Source organism: Streptomyces albidicamelliae (genome assembly GCF_025642175.1).
Lineage (GTDB): Bacteria > Actinomycetota > Actinomycetes > Streptomycetales > Streptomycetaceae > Streptomyces > Streptomyces albidocamelliae.
Genome location: NZ_CP106795.1, coordinates 2884560 through 2901874 on the forward strand (window position 1 = coordinate 2884560; position 17315 = coordinate 2901874).

Below are 17315 nucleotides of genomic sequence, written 5' to 3' on the forward strand. Positions count from 1 at the left end.
CGCCGCGGATCACCGCACGGCCACCGCCCGGATGATCTCCTGGGTCACCGAGCCGCCCTTGTCGTCGTGGGCCGAGGCCCGCAGCGACACGGTCCGGGCATCCCGGGGCACGTTCAGCGTGCCGTGCCGGGCGGTGCCCCCGCCCGTCAGCGGGACCCGGTGCCAGGTGGCTCCCTCGTCGTACGACACCTCCAGCCTCTCGCCGCCGAGCGTGCCGGTGCCGGTGGCGCGGGCGACGTACTCGGCGCCGAGCGTGACCGGGGCGCGGTGCCCGGCGCGCACGGTTCCGGCGAGGTCGGTGTCGAGCTCGAAGGCGAGGTTGATCAGCGGCAGGTAGGTCCAGCGGTCGTCCGGGGTGGCCGCCGAGCGGAAGGTCCACTCGGTGTGGCCCTTCGTGGCGAGCTGCCACCGGCCGGCGTCGAGCGCGGTGTCGGTGACGACCCGGTAGCCGTGCTCGTCGGCGGGCGCGTCCCACACGTAGGCGGCGGAGCCGGTGTTGCGGTCGACGAGCGTGCCGTCGAGGTAGACGGCGGTGGTCTGGCTCATGCCGCTGTCCTCGCTCCAGGCGTCGCCGAAACCGGTGTGGTCGGGCCCGGAGTCGCCCCAGCCCGGGGTGTTCAGCTGGATCTGGTTGCCCGCGCGCTGCTGGCCCCAGCCGAGCCCGGTGCCCAGCCAGGGGTGCCACACCGGGCGGAACCAGTGCAGCGCCGGCCGGGTGCCGGCGTCGTAGCGCACCAGTCCGCTGCGCTCCTCCAGCGTGCCGTCGCCGACCGCGACGGACTCGTGCCACAGCTGGCCGGGACCCGTGGAGACGTAGTCGGTGCGTTCGGCGGGGAAGTGGACGCGTTCCTGGAAGCCGAGCCCGATCGGGAAGGCGTCGGTGAGGGAGTAGCGGAACTCGCCGCCGCTCAGCGGCTGCGCGGCGTGGAACCGGACGGGGACGGCCGCGAGCCGGCGCGGTGCGGGGGCGAAGGTGAGGGGCCGGTCGGGTATCGCCCCCCGGTGCCCCTCGGAGAGGTCGTACACGTAGGGCGCGTCGGCGGTGCCGGTCATGTCGACCCGGCCGGCCGCGCGGAGGCGTGCCGCGTCGGCCGCGTCGACGGTGGCGATCTGCAGGGGCCGGTCGGCGTTGTCGTCCGTGCCCCACCAGGCCATCAGCCGGCCGGGGGCGTCGTCGGTCACGAACAGCGCCCGGGCGCCCGCGCCCTGGGCCTCCTGGGCGAGTGCCGCGGGGTCGGTGCCCTCGGTGAGACGGGCGAGGACCGCCTTGCCGGCCGCTTCGGTGACGGGGCCGTCGCCGACGTCCACGAGCGGCAGCCGGGTCCGGCCCTCGATCAGGGTGCCGCCCGGCTGGACGGTCGCCTCGCCGACGCCCGCGACCTGGAGCGCCGGCTTCGCGAGCCGCCACACGGTCCGGTACTCGAAGTCGCCTTCGGTCACCTGCCGGGTGGGGGCGGCGAAGACGCTGTCGTAGGTGAGGGGCACCTGGACCGCGCCGAACAGGTCGGCGCCGCCCGCCTTCCGGTCGAACTCCATGAGGAGCTGGTGGGTCTCGGTGCGCCGGACGACGTCCGCGCGGATCTCCCGCAGTCCGCGGCCGTCCAGGGTGACGTCCCGGTCCCGGTCGAGGGTGATCTCGGGGGCGGCGAGGAAGCCGAGGCCGAGCGAGTCGGCGCCGTGGCTGCCGTGCACGTCGAGGAAGGAGGTGAGGGAGTAGGTGCCGGGCTTCAGGCGCAGCCGCAGGGTCCCGGAGTCGCCGACGTGGGCGGGCTGGGCGTCCTCGCCCTCGGCGAGCCGCTGCACGGCGAGGTCGGCGGCGGCGGCCTTGCCGGCCCGGTCCTTGACGTTGACGGTGAGCGTGTACCGCTCCTCCTCCTTGACCAGCCCGAACACGGTGTGCGCGACGACGGTGCCGGCCGGGTCGGCGGCGACGATCTGCCCGCTGGTCCGCCCGACCGGCGCCCGGGTGCCGTCGCCGGTGACGCTGGTGGAGGCGGTGCCGTGCGCGGGCACGGTGAGGGAGGTGTCGGCGAGGGTGGCGACCCCGTCGGGGGCACCTTGCGCGGACAGCTCCAACCGCACCGGCTCGTCACCGGAGTTGCGGTAGGTGAGGGTGCGGCTGACGGGCTTGTTCCCCTCGTACGGCCAGCCGAGGAAGCCCAGGTCGGCGCTGCCGGTGGCGGTGACCTTCGCGTGCACCGCGTCGGGCACGCTCACCCGTCCCGCGCCCAGCGTGTAGGCGGAGGCGTCCAGCCGGGCGGAGGTGGACATCAGAGCGTCCTTCAGCCGGGCGCCGCTCCAGTCGGGGTGCTCCTGCGCGAGCAGGGCGGCCACCCCGGCCACGTGCGGTGTCGCCATGGACGTACCGCTCATGGAGGTGTAGTAGCCGCTTCCGGCGACGAGTTGGGAGCGGGCGGCGAGGATGTCGACCCCGGGGGCGGACAGGTCCGGCTTGAGGGCGTTGTCCCCGTGACGGGGGCCGGCGCTGGTGAAGTAGGCCGCCTGGTCGCCGGCGTCCACCGCGCCCACGGTGAGGGCGGAGTCGGCGGCGCCGGGCGAGCCGATGGAGGACGGGGCGCCGGTGTTCCCGGCGGCTATGACGAAGAGGGCGCCGGTCTCCTCGGAGAGGGTGTCCACCGCCCGGGCCATCGGGTCGGTGCCGTCGCTCGGTTCGGTGGAGCCGAGGCTCATGGAGACGATCCTGGCATGCACGTCCCGTGCCGCCCACTCCATCCCGGCGATGATCTGCGACTCGCTGCCCGAACCCTGGTCGCCGAGCACCTTGCCGACGGCGAGCGTCGCGTCCGGCGCGACCCCCTTCTCCCTGCCGTCGGAGGCGGCACCGCTGCCGCCGACGGTGGCGGTGACGTGGGTGCCGTGGCCGTTGCGGTCGGCGACCTCCTCCCCCTCGACGAAGCTCTTCGTCCGGCTCACCCGGTCCGCGAGGTCGGGGTGGCTCGTGTCGACACCGGTGTCGAGGACGGCGACCGTGACGCCCTTGCCGGTCAGTCCGGCGTCCCAGGCCGTCGCCGTGCCGATCTGGGCGTTGCTCTCGGCCAGGTCGGCCTTCACCCGCCCGTCCAGCCACACCTTCTCGATGCCGGCGGACCGGGTGAAGGACCGCCAGAAGGTACGGCCCCGGTCCGCCTCGACGGCCGCCCCGCGCAGGCTGGGCAGGCTCCGCACCCGCTCGGTGCCGGCCGGTGTCGCGGTGCGGGCGCTCCTGCCGTAGGTCACGATCAGCGGTGTCGCGTCGGACCCGGCGTCGGTGAGCCCCTGCCGGATCAGTCCGCTCACGTCGAACAGCCGCCGGTCCAGCGTCCCGGCCCGCAGGTACGGCAGCGCCTCGTCCGGTACGACGGTGAGGCGGCCGTCGCTCCGCTGTGTGCGCACCGCTCCGGTGGCCCCGCGGGGCCGCTGGACGGTGACCGTGCTGCGGCCCCGCCCGAGGTCGGTGACCGTCACCTTGTCACCGGTGACGAGGGTGACGGTCCGGGTGGCGTCCGCCGTGCGCGGGACGGCCGGCGGGTCGCCCGCGGCGGCCGCCGCCTTAGGCAACATCGCCAGCACGAGCCCGGCCGACAGGAGGGCCGCCCCACGCCTGACTGGTTCTCTGATCATCAACGCCCTCTTCTGCGTCCGTGTGCGAGTCGGGGCCTGCGTCACGTGAACGGCGGCCCGTGCACGGTGTGTCGGGAACCGTGTGCGAGAACTGCGTGTCGGGTGCTGCGAAGAGTGTCGGGCGGTTCGCGCGGCGGCGGATCGGGCCGGAGGTGGCGGGTTGGCGCACTGGCGGGTTCTCGCCAACCTCGGCCGATGTCCCGCCACGCGCCTCGGACGATGTGACACCCGAAGCACCGTCCGTAACATGGGTGTTGTTTCACGAGTCGGGTACGACGGGGGAGCAGACGTCGCCATGGACGGGTTGGTGGAGTTCAGGACCGAGGACGGCGCGCTGGTCGTGGTGGAGGACGTCGTCACCAGATCCGGTGCCCGCCTGGTCTCGCGCGGCGACGGTCCGGCCCAGGCGGCACGCACCTTCGAGGGGGCGCTGGAGGGCGTGCGGGCGGCGGCCGCGTCCGCGCTGCGGGTCTTCCGGGACGGCAGCCTGCGTCCCGAGACGGTGGAGATCGAGTTCGGCGTTCGGCTGTCCGCGGAGGCCGGCGCGGTCATCGCGAAGGGGTCGACGGAGGGCCACCTGGTCGTGAAGCTCAGCTGGTCCCCGGGGCAGCCGGCGGCGGACCCGGCCGCGCAGGCCGCGCCGGGGCGGGCCGTGCCGGGAGAGGCCCTGCCGGGAGAGGCCCTGCCGGGACAGGCCCTGCCGGGACAGGGTGTGCCGGGAGAGGCCGTACCGGCGGCGGAGCCCGCCGCCCGGTGATGCGCAGTGCTTCCTGGCACGCCCGCATCGCCTGCGGCAACGAGGTGGGGGCCGGTTTCCTGGTCGCCGGTCACCGGGTGCTCACCTGCGCCCACGTCGTCCGAGGGAGCGGCCGGGCGGCGGTGACCGTCTCCTTCCCGCACGCCCGGGAACTGGGCGAGCTGTCCGCCTCGGTCGTCGTCCACGGCGGCTGGGCGGGCGACGCCGCCGACCCCGGGGACGTGGCCGTGCTCGAACTGGACCGCCGGGTCCCGCTCGACCCGGCCGGTTTCGCGGCACCCGACGTCGCGTACACGGACCCCTACCCCCGGCTGGTCGCGTACGGCTTCCCGGAGGGGTACGACGAGGGCACCCTCGCCGAGTACCAGGCGGTGTCGGGCCAGTTGATCGCGGGCGAATGGCTCGAACTCGTGGCGTGGCACGGGCACGGGCAGCCGCTCGTGGCCGGGTTCAGCGGTGCGGCGGCGACGCTGCCGGACGGCCGGGTCGTCGGGATGGTCACCGCGGCCTCGGGCACGCCGGACGTGCGCAAGGGCCGGATGCTGCCGCTGGACGTCATGGCCCGCTACTGGCCCGAGCTGGGCGAGCTGGTGCCCACCCCCGGCCACCGGGACGACGCCCGCCGGCGGCTGTACGCCCTGTTGCGACGGGCCGCGGACGCCGGGCGCGTCTGCGATCCGAACCGGCTCTACGTGGACGCGGTGGGCGCTTTCGGGCCGCCCCTGCCCACGGACGGTTTCCCCACCCTGGGGGCGGCCGCCGCGTACGTGCAGTGGGAGGTCCCCGACCCGGAGGCGGTGGACCGCTTCGCCGGCCGGCTCGGCGAACTGCTGGACGGCGTAGAGGCGTCAGGGCCACCCGCGGCTCCCACGGCCCCGGCTCCCGGCCCGGCATCGGCGTCCGCGTCGGCGTCTGCGTCTGCGTCTGCGTCCGCGTCGGGTTCGGCGTCGGCGGCCTGGTCTCCGGTGGTCGTCGAGATCGACCACAGCGGTGCCGGACCCGACCAGGTCACCGTGGAGGTGTCCGCGTACCGCGACGGACGCCGCCGGCCGGTGGGCACGCGCCGGCTGCCGCGGACCGGTGTGCGGGCCTACGTGCAGGGCCGAATCGACGAGGCCGTCGCCCAGCTCGCCCCGGACGCCGACGAACTGGTGACGTTCGTCCTGCCCCGCGAGTGGCTCAACGAGGCGGTGGCGCACTGGGAGTGCGGCGCGGAGGACAGCACGCCGCTCGGTTGCGCCTATCCCCTGGTGGTGACCGACCGGGCCCGGCACCGCAGCGGCCGGCTGCGTCATCAACTGCGCAAGAAATGGCGGAAGCTGGACCTGTCCGGCCGTGGGACGGAGGTGCACCGCGTCGAGTGCGGCACCCGGGAGCGGCCGCCGAGCCTGCGCAAGCGGCTCTGGGACGGGGATGCCGGGCTCGCGGGCTACGCGGTGCCGCCGGCGACGGCCCGGCAGCACTTCGAGGTGGGCCTCACCGTGCCCGTGCCGGTCCTGCTCTGGCCGCGGACCGGCTGCGCGTGCGACTGGCACGAGGACCCGCCCCGCGCCCGGGCCGGGGAGCCGCCGTGCCCCGGCAGCGCGTTCCTCGACCGGCTCGCCGACTCGCTCGCCGAGGTCCCGGCCGCCGAACTCCCGCGCCACGTCCTGTCCCTGCGGCTCGCCGCGGACGCCGCCGACGAACCGGACCGGCACTGGGCGAGAGACCTCCAGCTGCTCTGGGACGACCCGCGCTGCTTCCCCGAGACCACCGCGAGCCTGCACTCGCCCGTCGCCTGAACGACCGCACCACCGACCGCCCCCCACGGAGAAGAAGAGCCCATGCCCCTGTGGCCCGTCTACACCGGTACGAACGAGCCGCACGACGGCATCACCGAGCTCCCCCCGCCGCCGCCGTGGCGGGCCTTCGACGGCGGGCCGGTGCTGCGCGCACCGGACGCGGCCGCGGACGCCTCCGCCGTCTCCCCCGACCGGATGCACCGCGCCGAGACCTACCAGGCCACGGAGCAGACGGTGCAGCTCGTCAACGCGGCCCTGTACCTGCGCCGTCCGCTGCTGGTCACCGGCCCGCCCGGCACCGGCAAGTCCTCGCTCGTGTACGCGGTCGCCCGTGAGCTCGGGCTCGGCCCGGTGCTGCGCTGGAACGTCACCAGCCGCAGCACCCTGCACGACGGGCTCTACCAGTACGACCCGCTGTCCCGGCTGTACGCGGCCCGCCGGCAGGCCGCCCGCTCCGACCGGGACGACCGGGGCCACGCCGACGGAACGCCCGACGGCTCGGGCATCGAGCACCATCTGCGCCTGGGCCCGCTCGGTACCGCGCTGCTGCCGTACGACCGTCCCCGCGCGCTGCTCATCGACGAGATCGACAAGAGCGACCTCGACCTGCCCAACGACCTGCTGAACGTGCTGGAGGAGGGCCAGTACGAGATTCCGGAGCTGGTCCGCTCGGCCCGGCTGGCGCCGGACGGCGTCGCCGAGGTGCTGGCCGACGGCACCGACGAGCGGGTCCCGGTGGCGCACGGCCGGGTCCGCTGCCGCGCCTTCCCCTTCGTCGTGCTGACCAGCAACGGCGAACGCGAGTTCCCGCCCGCGTTCCTGCGCCGCTGCGTCACGCTGCACCTGCGGCAGCCGGACGACCGGCACCTCGCCGAGATCGTCCGCGCCCACCTGGGCGAACCCGACGCGTACGCACGCACCCTGATCGACCGCTTCCTGTCGCGGGCCGGCGCCGGCGACCTGGCCACCGACCAGCTCCTCAACGCCATCTACCTGGCCCGCTCGGCCGACCTGGACGCCGACTCCCTCGACCGGCTGGCCGAACAGCTGATGCCCTACCTCGGGCAGGCCGCGCAGCCCGATGTCTTCTGACCCCGCCGCCTCCCCCGACCCGCTGGCCCGCCTCGCCGACGTGCTGGCCGAGGCGTCGGGCGGCGCGCGCCCGACCCCGCTGGAGCTGGCCGAACTGCTCTGGCTGGCCGGGCGGATGCGCCCCGGCGGCAGGGACACCGCGGGCGCGGCGGACGCGACGGGCGGCGGGCAGCCGGTCCCGGTGCGGGACGCGCCGGCGCCGGCCGTCCCGCCGGCCCCGGACGGACCGTCCCCCGCTGCGGCACACCCGCCGGGACCCACCCGGCCCCCCGAACCCCCCTCGCGCGTCCCGCTGCACCTGCCCGCCCACCGCCCCGCCCCGGCGGCGGGCGGTGCGCCGCACACCCAACTGCTGGCCCCGGCGCCCCCGATGCTGCGCCACCCCCTCGCGCTCCAGCGGGCGCTGCGCCCGCTGGCCCGCCGGGTCGACGCACCCGTGGGCCGCGAACTGGACGAGCGGGCGACCGCCGAGCGCATCGCCCGGCTGGGCGCCGGCCCCGAGTGGTGGCTGCCCGTGCTGCGCCCCGCCCGGGAGCGCTGGCTGCGCCTTAACCTGGTGTACGACGCCGGCCCCACCATGCCGGTCTGGCGCCCCCTGGTCCGCGAACTGCACACGGCCCTGGCCCAGTCGGGCGCCTTCCGCACGGTCGGCCTGTACCGGGCCGCCCCCGACGGCACGGTGCGCGGCCCCGGCGCCCACGCACCCGGCGACGGCCGCACGGTCACCCTGCTGGTCAGCGACTGCATGGGCCCGCAGTGGCGGGAGGGTCCCGCCGGCACCCGCTGGTACGCCACCCTGCACCGCTGGGCACGCCGGATGCCCCTGGCCGTCGTCCAGCCGCTGCCGGAACACCTGTGGCGGGACACGGCCCTGCCCGCCGTCCCCGGCCGGCTGTCGGCGCCCGGCCCCGCCGCCCCCACGGCCGCCCTCGCGTTCACCCCGTACGAGCCGCCCGGACCGCGCGATCCGCACGAGCCGCCGCTACTCGACGGTGCCGTCCCGCTGCCCGTGCTGGAGCCGGAGCCGAGGTGGCTGGCGCACTGGGCCACGCTGCTCACGACGCCCGGCGCGGAGGTCCCGGGTGCCGTCGCCGCGCTGCGCGGGCCCCTGGCGGCGGATGCCGAGGACCGTACGGACGTCGGCGTGCTGTCCGCCGAGGAACTGGTCCTGCGGTTCCGCGCGACCGCCTCCCCCGAGGCGTTCCGGCTGGCCGGCCATCTCGCGGTGGGACGCCCCGACCTGCCGGTGATGCGCCTGGTCCAAGCCGCCGTGGAACCGGATCCGCGCCCCCAGCACCTGGCCGAGGTCGTCCTCAGCGGCATGCTCACCGCCGTCCCGGGCGGCCCGCCCGGCTCCTACGCCTTCCGCGACGGCGTGCGCGAACTGCTCCTGCTGGGCCTGCCGCGCACCGCCCACCACAGCACCGCGCAACTCCTCGCGCGCATGGGCGGGTTCATCGACCGGCGGGCGGGCCGGGCGCCGGGCGAGTTCCGGGCGTCGGTCCCCGCCGCGCGGGGAGCGGGAGCGGGCGTGGAGGGCGACCCGTTCGCCACGGTCCGTGCGGACAGCGTGCGGCGGCTCACGGCGGACCGCGACGGGCAGCCGGATCCACGGCGCGGCGCCCTCGGGTTCACCCTCCTCGGCGCGTTCGGGGTGACGCGCGGCGGACGCCCGCTGGCCGTCGAGGACCCGCACACCCGGGCCCTGCTGTGCATGCTGCTGCTCCGGCGGGGGCGGCCGGCCTCGTGGGCCGAGCTGGCCGCAGGCTGCTGGGACCCCCCTGTCCCGTCCGGGGTCCGCATGCCGGAGACGTACCTCGCCCGCCTGCGCCACCTACTCGGCCCGGACATCCTGACCACCGGGGGCGGTTACGCCCTGCACCCGGAACGGGTCCGCGAACTCGACGGCCGCGACGGCGTCGACGTCTTCCGCTTCCGCCGGCTGGCCGGAGAGGCCGAGCGGGCGGGCGCCGCCGGGGACCCGGAGCGTTCCCGCGAACTCGCGGCCGAGGCACTGCAGTCGTGGCGAGGCGATCCGCTGCCCGGGGTCCCGGGTCCGGCCGCCGAGGAAACCCGCGAGGGCCTGCGCGCCCTGCACCGGGTGCTGAGCGCCACCACGGCCCGGGACGGCGCCCCCGCCGAGCGGCCCGGGATCCTCTTCACGGCCGACGAGCTCGCCGGCCGCCCGGAGGCCCGCATCACCCTGGAGGCCGCGGTGCACGAGGTCCTCTCGCGCGGTTCCCTCGGCAGCCGCCGCCACGAGGTGGAGGTCCGACCGGACGGCTACCTGGTGCGGACCGAGCCCGGCGCCTACCTGCTGCCCGTCCTCGTCGCCGTCCTGCGGGAACTCCCCCAGGCGCTCACCCGGCTGACCGATCCGCCGCGGCTGCGAGTGGCGTTCGGACAGCCGTCCGCCCGGCCCCCGGAGACGGCCGCGGACGTCACGGTCGTCGTGCCGCCCGCGCTGTACGACGACTTCGCCGCCAGCTCCGCCGCCCAGCGTTCCCCGCGCTTTTGGCCCCTCTTCGGCGACGGCGCCCCGGACAGCGCCCCGGCGGCCTGGTACTGCCTGCTCGGGCCGACCGCCCCGGAACCCGGCGAACGCGAGCTGGTGCGAGGCCCGTTCATCACCCAGGACCTGCACGAGCTGGGCGTCCCCACCCCGGGCCGCACCGCCGTCGTCCACACCCGGCCCGACGGCCCGCTCACCCTGCTCGACCCGATCCAGCCGTACGGCACCCGGCCACCACGCCCGGAGACGTACTACACGGTCGACCTCGCCCCGCACCAGGCCCGGCACACCGTCTCCCTGCCGAGCTCCGGCAAGGGGGCGTTCACCGCCGCGGTCGAGCTGTCCTGGCGGGTCGACGACCCGGTGGCCCTCGTCCGCGGGGAGACCGCCGACGTCTCCGGGCTGCTGCTGGCCCACCTGTGCGCCGCGGCGGACCGCATCACCCGCCGCCATCCGCTGCGCCGGGCGGGCGGGGCGCAGCGCGCGGTGAACGCCGGGGTGGGCGACTGGCCGGTGCCGGGGCTGGCGGTGTCGTACACCGTGCACCTGGTCCCGGAGGGGGCGCCCGTGCCGGCGGTGGAGCAGTCGGCTCCGTCGCGCCGCCGGCTCTCGGCCCTGCTCGCCGGCGCCGAGACCGTGCTGATCGGCTTCGACGGGCCGCTGGCCCGGCTGTTCTCGGCGCGGCGCGCCCGGGAGGCCGCGCTCGACCTGCTGTCCGTCGTGGCCGAGCACCGCGACCCGGCGGACGCGCTGTCGGGCCGGCCGCTCGCGGTGACGAGCCCCGCCGGCCGGGAGGCGTTCGTGCATCCGCTGGACGTCCTGCGCGCGTTCGCCCACGACGGGCTCGGCCCCGTGCTGCGGGCGCGCCTGGACGAGCTCGAACTCCGTGCCGCGCCCGACGCCCCCACCACGCACCGCTCCCTCGCGCTGGTCCGTGCCCTGCACGGCGCGCGCCGGCGGGTCAGCGTGGTCACGGACGTGGCGCCGCGGGCGGTGCGCAGCTGTCTGGAGCCCTACCGGCTGCCCTTCGCGAGCGTGCACGGCCGCGGCGAGGACCTCGGTCTGCTGACGCCCCACCCCGACTGCCTGCTGCGTGCCCTGGACGCTCTGCGCGTACCCGCCCGGGCCGGTGTCCTGATCGGCTCCTCGGTCGCCGAGCTCACCGCCGCTCAGCAGCTCGGCCTCCGCTTCATCGGGTACGCCCCCACCGCTGCCGGACGCCGGCGTCTGCGCGAGGAGGGCAGCGAGGTCACCGTCGCGTCTCTCGAACCGCTGCTGGAGGCCGCCCGCGCCCTGTAGTCCCGGCGACACTCCGCACGGGCCGCGAGAACCGCCCGTTCAGCGGCACCCCGGCCGGTCGCCCCCAGAAGGCGCCCGCTGCCGGGCCCGCGCAGGATTCCAGTGAGCCCGCCGGCCCGGCGGGGACCGCAGGCCCGCGCACGGAAGGATCTGTCGTGACCGTCAGCCTGGAGCAGTTGCGCCGCTGTCACTTCGCCGTCGACCTGGGCGCGGCCCGCACCCGGGTCTTCGTGAAGGGCGCCGGCCTCGTCGTCGACCAGCCCTCGGTCGCGGCCGTGAACACCCGTACCGGCGGACTGATCGCGGTGGGCGAGTTCGCGGAGCAGATGACGGGCCGGACACCGAGCTACATCAGGGTCGTACGGCCCGTCTCGGGCGGCACCGTGGTCGACATCGAGATGGCCCAGCGGATGCTGCGGCAGCTGATCGGCGACAAGACCCGCCGGGCCCTGCGCCGCAACCTCCGGCTGCGCGCGGCGGCCTGCACCCCGCACGACGCCGATCCGCTGGCCACCCGCGCGACGATCGAGACCCTGGTCGGCCTGGGCGCCCGCCGGGTCGAGCTGGTGGACACGCTGATCGCCGCCGCCGTCGGCTGCGGGCTGCCCGTGGAGCGCCCCGAGGCCACCATGATCATGGTCTGCGGTGCGGCGGCCACCCAGGTGGCGGTGCTCTCGCTCGGGTCCATCGTCACCGCCGTCCGGCTCCCGGTGGGCGGTGAGGCCGTCGACCACGCGATCGTGCAGCACCTGCGGCACGAGCACGCGCTGGTGCTGCCGAGCCAGTCGGTACGGCCGCTCCAGGTGGCCCTGCGGGGCAACGGGCTGACCCCGCACGGCCCGGCGTCGGCGGAGATCCACGGCCGGGACGTGGTGACCGGCCTGCCGCGCAGCGTGCGGGTGAACACCGCCGCCGTACGGGAGGCGATCCAGACCCCGCTGACGTCCGTCCTGGACGGCATCGGCCGGGTGCTCCGGGACTGCCCGCCCGATCTGGTCGCCGACCTCGCCGACCGCGGGATCATGATGGTCGGCGGTTCCGCGCTGCTGCCCGGTTTCGACCAGATGCTGCGGCAGGCCACCGGGATGCCGGTGCACATCGCCGAGCGGCCGGAGCTGTGCGCGGCCGAGGGCCTCGGCGCCATGCTGGAGGGCCGGATCGAGCCGCTGCTGCTGAACCCGCTGGCCGCCTGATCCACCGGGCTTGGCCCCCTTCCGTCCCGGCCGCCCGCCGCCACGGAGCGTGTGATCCACGACGCGCCGGGTGTAGCCGGAGGTGCCCCGGGCACGCGACCGGCGTGACATCCGGAGGACGGAACAGGGCGGCGACATGACCTCACCGGCACGGGCACCGCACGCCGGACGCCCGGACACACTGGCCCTGGGCGGCCGGACGGAAGGGCCGCGGGCCCTGCTGTCCGCGCGGGGCGAGCTGGTCCTCGGCTGCACTGACACCCTGGCCGGGACCCTCGCCGCTCTCCCGGCGGGCGTGACCCGGATCGAGCTGGACGTCTCCGGGGTGTCGTTCATGGACACGACCGGTCTGACGTTCCTGACCCTGCTGGGCGACTACGCCCGCCGGCACGGTGTACGGGTGTCCGCCACCGGCTGGCACGGACAGCCGCGCCGGGTCCTGGAGTTGGCGGGACTGGACGCCACGGACCCGCTGCGGACCGCGCCGCCCGCCGCTTCCGGCGCCCGCACCGCCTCCGCGGTGGCCCGGGAGCGCGCCGAGCAGCTGGAGCTGCTGCGCCTGGAGATCGAGCAGCTGCGGCACGCGCTCGACTCGCGCCCGGTGATCGACCAGGCCCGCGGCGTCCTCATGGCGGCCCACGCCTGCACCCCGGACCAGGCGTGGGAGATCCTGCGCGAGGCGTCCCAGCGGACCAACACCAAGCTGCGGCAGGTGGCGGCGGCGGTCACGGAGAGCGCGACCCGCGACGGGCCCGCACCGCCCGGTCCGTTGCGCGCCGCGCTGGGCGAGGCGGCGGCCCGCCACGCCCGGTGACGGTCCGTCAATCGCCGCCCCTGGATGATCAGTACGGCAGGATGCGCCCGGAGGGAGTCCTGCGGTCGATCTCCTGACCGCGCGGTGCGGCCGGGCGCCGGCTGACACGTACTCGGATCCGACGGTCCATGACGCCCTCCTTCTGCCGGTGACGGCCCGGCGGTGGACGCCGGTAGGAGGTCCGTGCCCAGGACATGGCCCGTTCAAGCATGAACGGGCACAAGTAGTGGATCGATCCGAACGGTTGGCGGGCGGGTGCCGGCCGGGGGCCCCGCCGGTCGCGGGCCGGGTCTAGGCGGGGGTCAGCAGGACCGGGAGTTCCTGGTGGCCGTTGCTGATGAGGGAGGCCACCGGCCGCAGTTCGCCGGCCGGGACCGCGAGGGACAGGTCCGGGAAGCGGCCGAAGAGCTGCCGGAGGGCCTCCGCGACCTCCAGGCGGGCCAGCGGCGCGCCGAGGCAGAAGTGCACACCGTGGCCGAACGCCAGGTGCTCCTTGAGGCCGCGTGTGACGTCGAAGGTGTCGGCGCCCTCTCCGTGCCAGTCGGGGTGGCGGTTGGCGGCGGCGTAGGAGGCGAGGATGGCCTCGCCCCGGGCGATGGTCCGCCCGTCGGGCAGCTCGATGTCGGTGACGGCGTAGCGCAGCGGCAGGTGTTTGACGGCGGGCTCGTGCCGCAGGGTCTCCTCCACGACGTCGTCCCAGCCGGCCTTCCCGGCGCGCACGAGGTCGAGCTGGTCGGGCGCGGTCAGCATGGCGACGATCGCCTGGTCGATGACGTTGACGGTGGTCTCGTACCCGGCGCTGATCATCAGCAGCAGGGTGTCGCGGAGTTCCTCGCCGGTGAACCCCGTGCCGTCCGACTCCTCGTCGCGGGCGGCGATGAGCAGGGAGGTCATGTCGTCGCCGGGTGCGGCGGACTTCGTGGCGATCAGCTCGTCCAGGATGCCGTACAGGCGGACGGCGTTGGCCTGGGACTGCTCCGGGGTGAGGGTGGTGTCGAAGACGCCGTCCACGAACTGCCGGAAGTCGGCCCGCCGGTCCTCGGGTACGCCCATCAGGTGGCCGATCACGGCGATGGGCAGCGGGTAGGCCAGGCGCTCGCGCAGGTCGACGACCTGTCCGGCGGGCACGGCGGCGAGGCCGTCGACGAGCTCGGTGACCATCGCCTCGACGGCCGGGCGCAGTTCGGCGATGCGCCGGGCGCTGAAGGCGGGGGCCACCATGCGCCGCAGCCGGCGGTGGTCGGCGCCGTAGGCGGTGAACATGTTCCGCACCGCGATCCACAGCGCGAGCGGCCAGTCGGCGACGGTCTGCTGGAAGCCGGGCCAGTGCGCCCGTCCGTCCTTGGACACCGAGGGACTGGTGAGCAGTTGTTTGAGCAGGACGGGGTCGGTGACGGCCCAGGCCTGGACACCGAGGATGTCCACGCGTGCGGCCGGACCCTCGGCGCGCAGGGTCCGGTGCTCCTGGTGCCGGTCGGCGCCGGCCGGATCGAGGACGAGGGGGGTGGGCTGGGACATGGCCGGTCTCCTTCAGGCGACTGCGGGGAAGCGGACGGGCAGGGCTTCCAGGGCGCGGTGGAACGGACCGGGCCGCCAGGACAGTTCGGACTGCGGGCAGGCGAGGTCGATCTCGGGGAGCGCGTCCAGGAGGCAGGTGACGGCGGTCTCGGCGATGAGGTAGGCGTGGGTGCGGGCCGGGCAGGTGTGCGGGCCGATGCTCCACGACAGGTGGGCGCGGTTGCCGCTGAGGCCGGCGGCGGTGACGCCGGCCGTGACGGCCGGATCGTTGTTGCAGGCCGCCAGGGAGATGACGACGGGCTGGTGGGCGGGGAGCAGCACGCCCTCGACGTCGATCGGGTACGGCGGGTAGGTGATGCAGTAGTTGGCCAGCGGCGGGTCGGTGTACAGGACGGTGTCGAGGGCGTCCCGGACGGGCTGGCCGGCGTGCAGTCCGGCGGAGAACTGCTCGTCGGTGAGGATCTTCAGCACGGTGTTGCTGATCAGGTTGGTGAGCGGTTCGATGCCGGCGCCGTACAGGGTGACGAGCTGGTGGGACATCTCTACGTCGTCCAGCCGCGCGGAGTGGGCGATCAGCCGGGAGGTGACGTCGTCGCCGGGCTGCCGCCGCCGCAGGGTGACGAGGTCGGCCACCGCCCGGCCGAGGATCTCGTTGCCGTGCGCGGCCGTCTCGGCCTCCGACTCGAAGATCTTGGCCATGCCGTCGGCGATGCGCAGCCCGATCTCGTCCGGGCAGCCCAGCAGCGCGCTCAGGACGCGGAAGGCGATGGGGTACGAGTACTGGGTGAGCAGGTCGGCGTGGCCGAGGGGGAGGAAGTCGCCGATGGCGGTGGAGGCCACCTTCTCCACCAGGGCCCGGAGTTCGTGCTGGTCGACGGCGTGCAGACTCGCGGTGTTCGCCGCCCGGTAGCGGGCGTGTTCGGCGCCGGCCGAGCGCAGGGCGTTGGGCCGCCATTCCATCATCGGCCGGACCGGGCAGCTCTCGGGTACGGCCTCCTGCCAGATCCGCGGGTCGGCGGGGAAGTGCAGCGGGTCGTTGAGGATGCGCCGGGCCTGCTCGAAGCCGATGACGAGGGTCGCGGGGACGCCGGGGGCGAGGTCCACCGGGACCAGGGGGCCGTGGGCGCGGCGCATGCGTGCGTAGGCGGCGTGCGGGTCGTCGGCGAACTCGGCTTCGTGGAGCGCGATCCGCGTCGGGGGGACGGCGGTGCCGGGATCGGGGGTCGTCATGAACGGGGCTCCACGAGTGAGGCAGAGGGGTGCCGGGTGGTCAGGAACTCGATCAGGGTGATGAGCGCGTACACGCAGGACCGGCGGTCCCGTGCGTCGCACTCGGTCAGCGGCGTGTCGGGGTCCAGCGCGAGCGCCTGCCGGATCTCGTCCAGGGGGTAGCGGGGCGCGTCCGGGAAGACGTTGATGACGACGGCGTACGGCGTGTGCTGTTCCTCCAGCAGCCCCAGCACCTCGTGGCAGCCGTCGAGGTCGCGGGTGTCGGCCAGGACCAGGGCGCCCAGCGCGCCTTCGGTCAGCCCTTCCCACAGGGGCCGGAAGCGGGCCTGGCCGGGGGTGCCGAACAGGTAGAGCACGAGGCGGTCGCCGAGCAGGTGGATGCGGCCGAAGTCCATGGCGACCGTCGTGGTCGTCTTGTGCGGGGTGCCGCGCAGGTCGTCGACGCCGACGCTCGCCTCGGTGATCGGCTCCTCCATGCGCAGCGGTGTCACCTCGGAGACGCTGCCGACGAAGGTGGTCTTGCCGACCCCGAACGCCCCGGCGACGACGATCTTCGCGGAGCGGGTCACGGCGGGGGCCAGGTAGTGGGGTGCGGGCTGGTCAGACCAGTTCGCGGAGTCCACGGAGCACCTCCTGGAGCAGGTCGAGTCCGGGGCGGCCCTCCTGGACGGGGACCGGACTGGACAGATGGCCGCTGTCCATGAGTGCGGAGACGATGATGCGGACGGTGGAGGGCGGCAGTTCGAGCGCGGCGGCGATGTCCGCCACGGCCAGGCCGCCCCGGCCGCCGGCGAACAGGCGCATCACCCGGCGGGCGTCCGGCGCCAGTGTCCCGGTGGGTCCGGACGCGGCGATGACCACCGTCTCCAGGCGCACGTCCCGGCTGGGACGGTTGCGTCCGCCGGTGCGGACGTAGGGCCTGATCAGGTCCGGGTCGTGCCGCGGACCCGTCACGTCGCCGTGCCGCCGTCCGCGGCGGGACGGCGGTCCCCGACCTCCAGCTCGTGGCCGAGCCGGGTCGCCAGGCGCACCATGTGGTGACTGATCAGGCCGACGTCGGCCTCGGGGCCGGTCGTGACCACCGAGAGCATGCTGTTCTTCGCGGCCGCGGTCGTCAGCCCGATGCGGCCCTGCGACTCGATGAGCAGCTGGCACATGCCCTTGCCGCCGACGTGCTCGTCCCAGGCCTTGCCGGCGGCGCGCAGGGACGCGGTCACGGCGGCGAGTTTCTCGGCGTCCTCCTGGCCGATCGTCTGCGTGCGGGCCTGCAGCAGGCCGTCGCCGCTCATCAGCACCGCGTACTCGACGCCTTCGACGCAGCCGAGTTCCTGGTCGAGCAGCCACCCCAGGCTGTTGCTGTGCGTGTCGCGCATGGTCAGTGTCCTTCGGTGGTTCCGGTGTTTTCCTGGGACCGCCGTCCTTGGCGGGTGCCCGCCGCCCAGGCGGCGGCGACGCTCGGCCGGCCCGGCACGACGGGCGCCTCGGCCGGTGCCGGGGA

At 75.4% G+C, this 17315-nt stretch carries 12 protein-coding genes; 6 read left to right on the plus strand and 6 right to left on the minus strand.

The genetic code is table 11. From position 1 onward, the window contains the following. Window positions 1-9: 9 nt before the first annotated feature. Window positions 10-3621 carry a S8 family serine peptidase gene (locus N8I86_RS13425; protein ID WP_263277851.1) on the minus strand — a complete coding sequence of 1204 codons (3612 nt, stop codon included), beginning with the start codon at window positions 3619-3621 and terminating at the stop codon, window positions 10-12. 295 nt (window positions 3622-3916) lie between these two features. Between N8I86_RS13425 and N8I86_RS13430 the strand changes: the two genes are divergently transcribed. The 6 genes from N8I86_RS13430 to N8I86_RS13455 all read left to right on the plus strand — a co-directional run bounded on the left by N8I86_RS13430 (window position 3917) and on the right by N8I86_RS13455 (window position 13069). Next, a complete protein-coding gene (locus N8I86_RS13430; RefSeq protein WP_263277852.1) occupies window positions 3917-4378 on the plus strand; it encodes a CU044_2847 family protein in 462 nt (153 codons plus the stop codon). After that, complete coding sequence (locus N8I86_RS13435) at window positions 4378-6159, plus strand: serine protease (RefSeq protein WP_263277853.1); 1782 nt, start codon at window positions 4378-4380, stop codon at window positions 6157-6159. The genes N8I86_RS13430 and N8I86_RS13435 overlap by 1 nt, the downstream gene beginning before the upstream one ends. Window positions 6160-6201: 42 nt before the next feature. Then, on the plus strand, window positions 6202-7251 hold the full coding sequence (locus N8I86_RS13440; protein ID WP_073893681.1) for an AAA family ATPase: 1050 nt from the start codon (window positions 6202-6204) through the stop codon (window positions 7249-7251). After that, the gene (locus N8I86_RS13445) at window positions 7241-11062 is read left to right on the plus strand and encodes an SAV_2336 N-terminal domain-related protein (RefSeq protein ID WP_263277854.1); all 3822 of its coding nucleotides are present in this window, start codon (window positions 7241-7243) and stop codon (window positions 11060-11062) included. Before N8I86_RS13440 ends, N8I86_RS13445 begins: the two co-directional genes overlap by 11 nt. 155 nt (window positions 11063-11217) lie before the next feature. Next, entirely contained in the window at window positions 11218-12255 is a 1038-nt protein-coding gene (locus N8I86_RS13450; RefSeq protein ID WP_073893683.1) for a rod shape-determining protein, read from the plus strand. Between the two features lie 136 nt (window positions 12256-12391). Then, a complete protein-coding gene (locus N8I86_RS13455) occupies window positions 12392-13069 on the plus strand; it encodes an ANTAR domain-containing protein (protein ID WP_263277855.1) in 678 nt (225 codons plus the stop codon). Between the two features lie 291 nt (window positions 13070-13360). On the opposite strand, the gene N8I86_RS13460 is transcribed toward N8I86_RS13455, so the two are convergent. From N8I86_RS13460 to N8I86_RS13480, 5 genes are read right to left on the minus strand one after another with little or no spacing between them, the layout of a single operon-like run. Further along, a complete protein-coding gene (locus tag N8I86_RS13460) occupies window positions 13361-14587 on the minus strand; it encodes a cytochrome P450 family protein (protein WP_123437984.1) in 1227 nt (408 codons plus the stop codon). A 12-nt stretch (window positions 14588-14599) separates the two neighbouring features. After that, window positions 14600-15817, minus strand: coding sequence for a cytochrome P450 (locus tag N8I86_RS13465; protein WP_073893689.1), 1218 nt, complete (start codon window positions 15815-15817; stop codon window positions 14600-14602). Further along, window positions 15814-16440: a GTP-binding protein gene (locus N8I86_RS13470; protein WP_073893691.1), complete on the minus strand. Its 627-nt coding sequence runs from the start codon at window positions 16438-16440 to the stop codon at window positions 15814-15816. The genes N8I86_RS13465 and N8I86_RS13470 overlap by 4 nt, the downstream gene beginning before the upstream one ends. Beyond that, complete coding sequence (locus N8I86_RS13475) at window positions 16418-16771, minus strand: DUF742 domain-containing protein (RefSeq protein WP_107423690.1); 354 nt, start codon at window positions 16769-16771, stop codon at window positions 16418-16420. Before N8I86_RS13475 ends, N8I86_RS13470 begins: the two co-directional genes overlap by 23 nt. Further along, window positions 16768-17190, minus strand: coding sequence for a roadblock/LC7 domain-containing protein (locus N8I86_RS13480; protein WP_073893693.1), 423 nt, complete (start codon window positions 17188-17190; stop codon window positions 16768-16770). Before N8I86_RS13480 ends, N8I86_RS13475 begins: the two co-directional genes overlap by 4 nt. Between the last annotated feature and the right edge of the window lie 125 nt (window positions 17191-17315).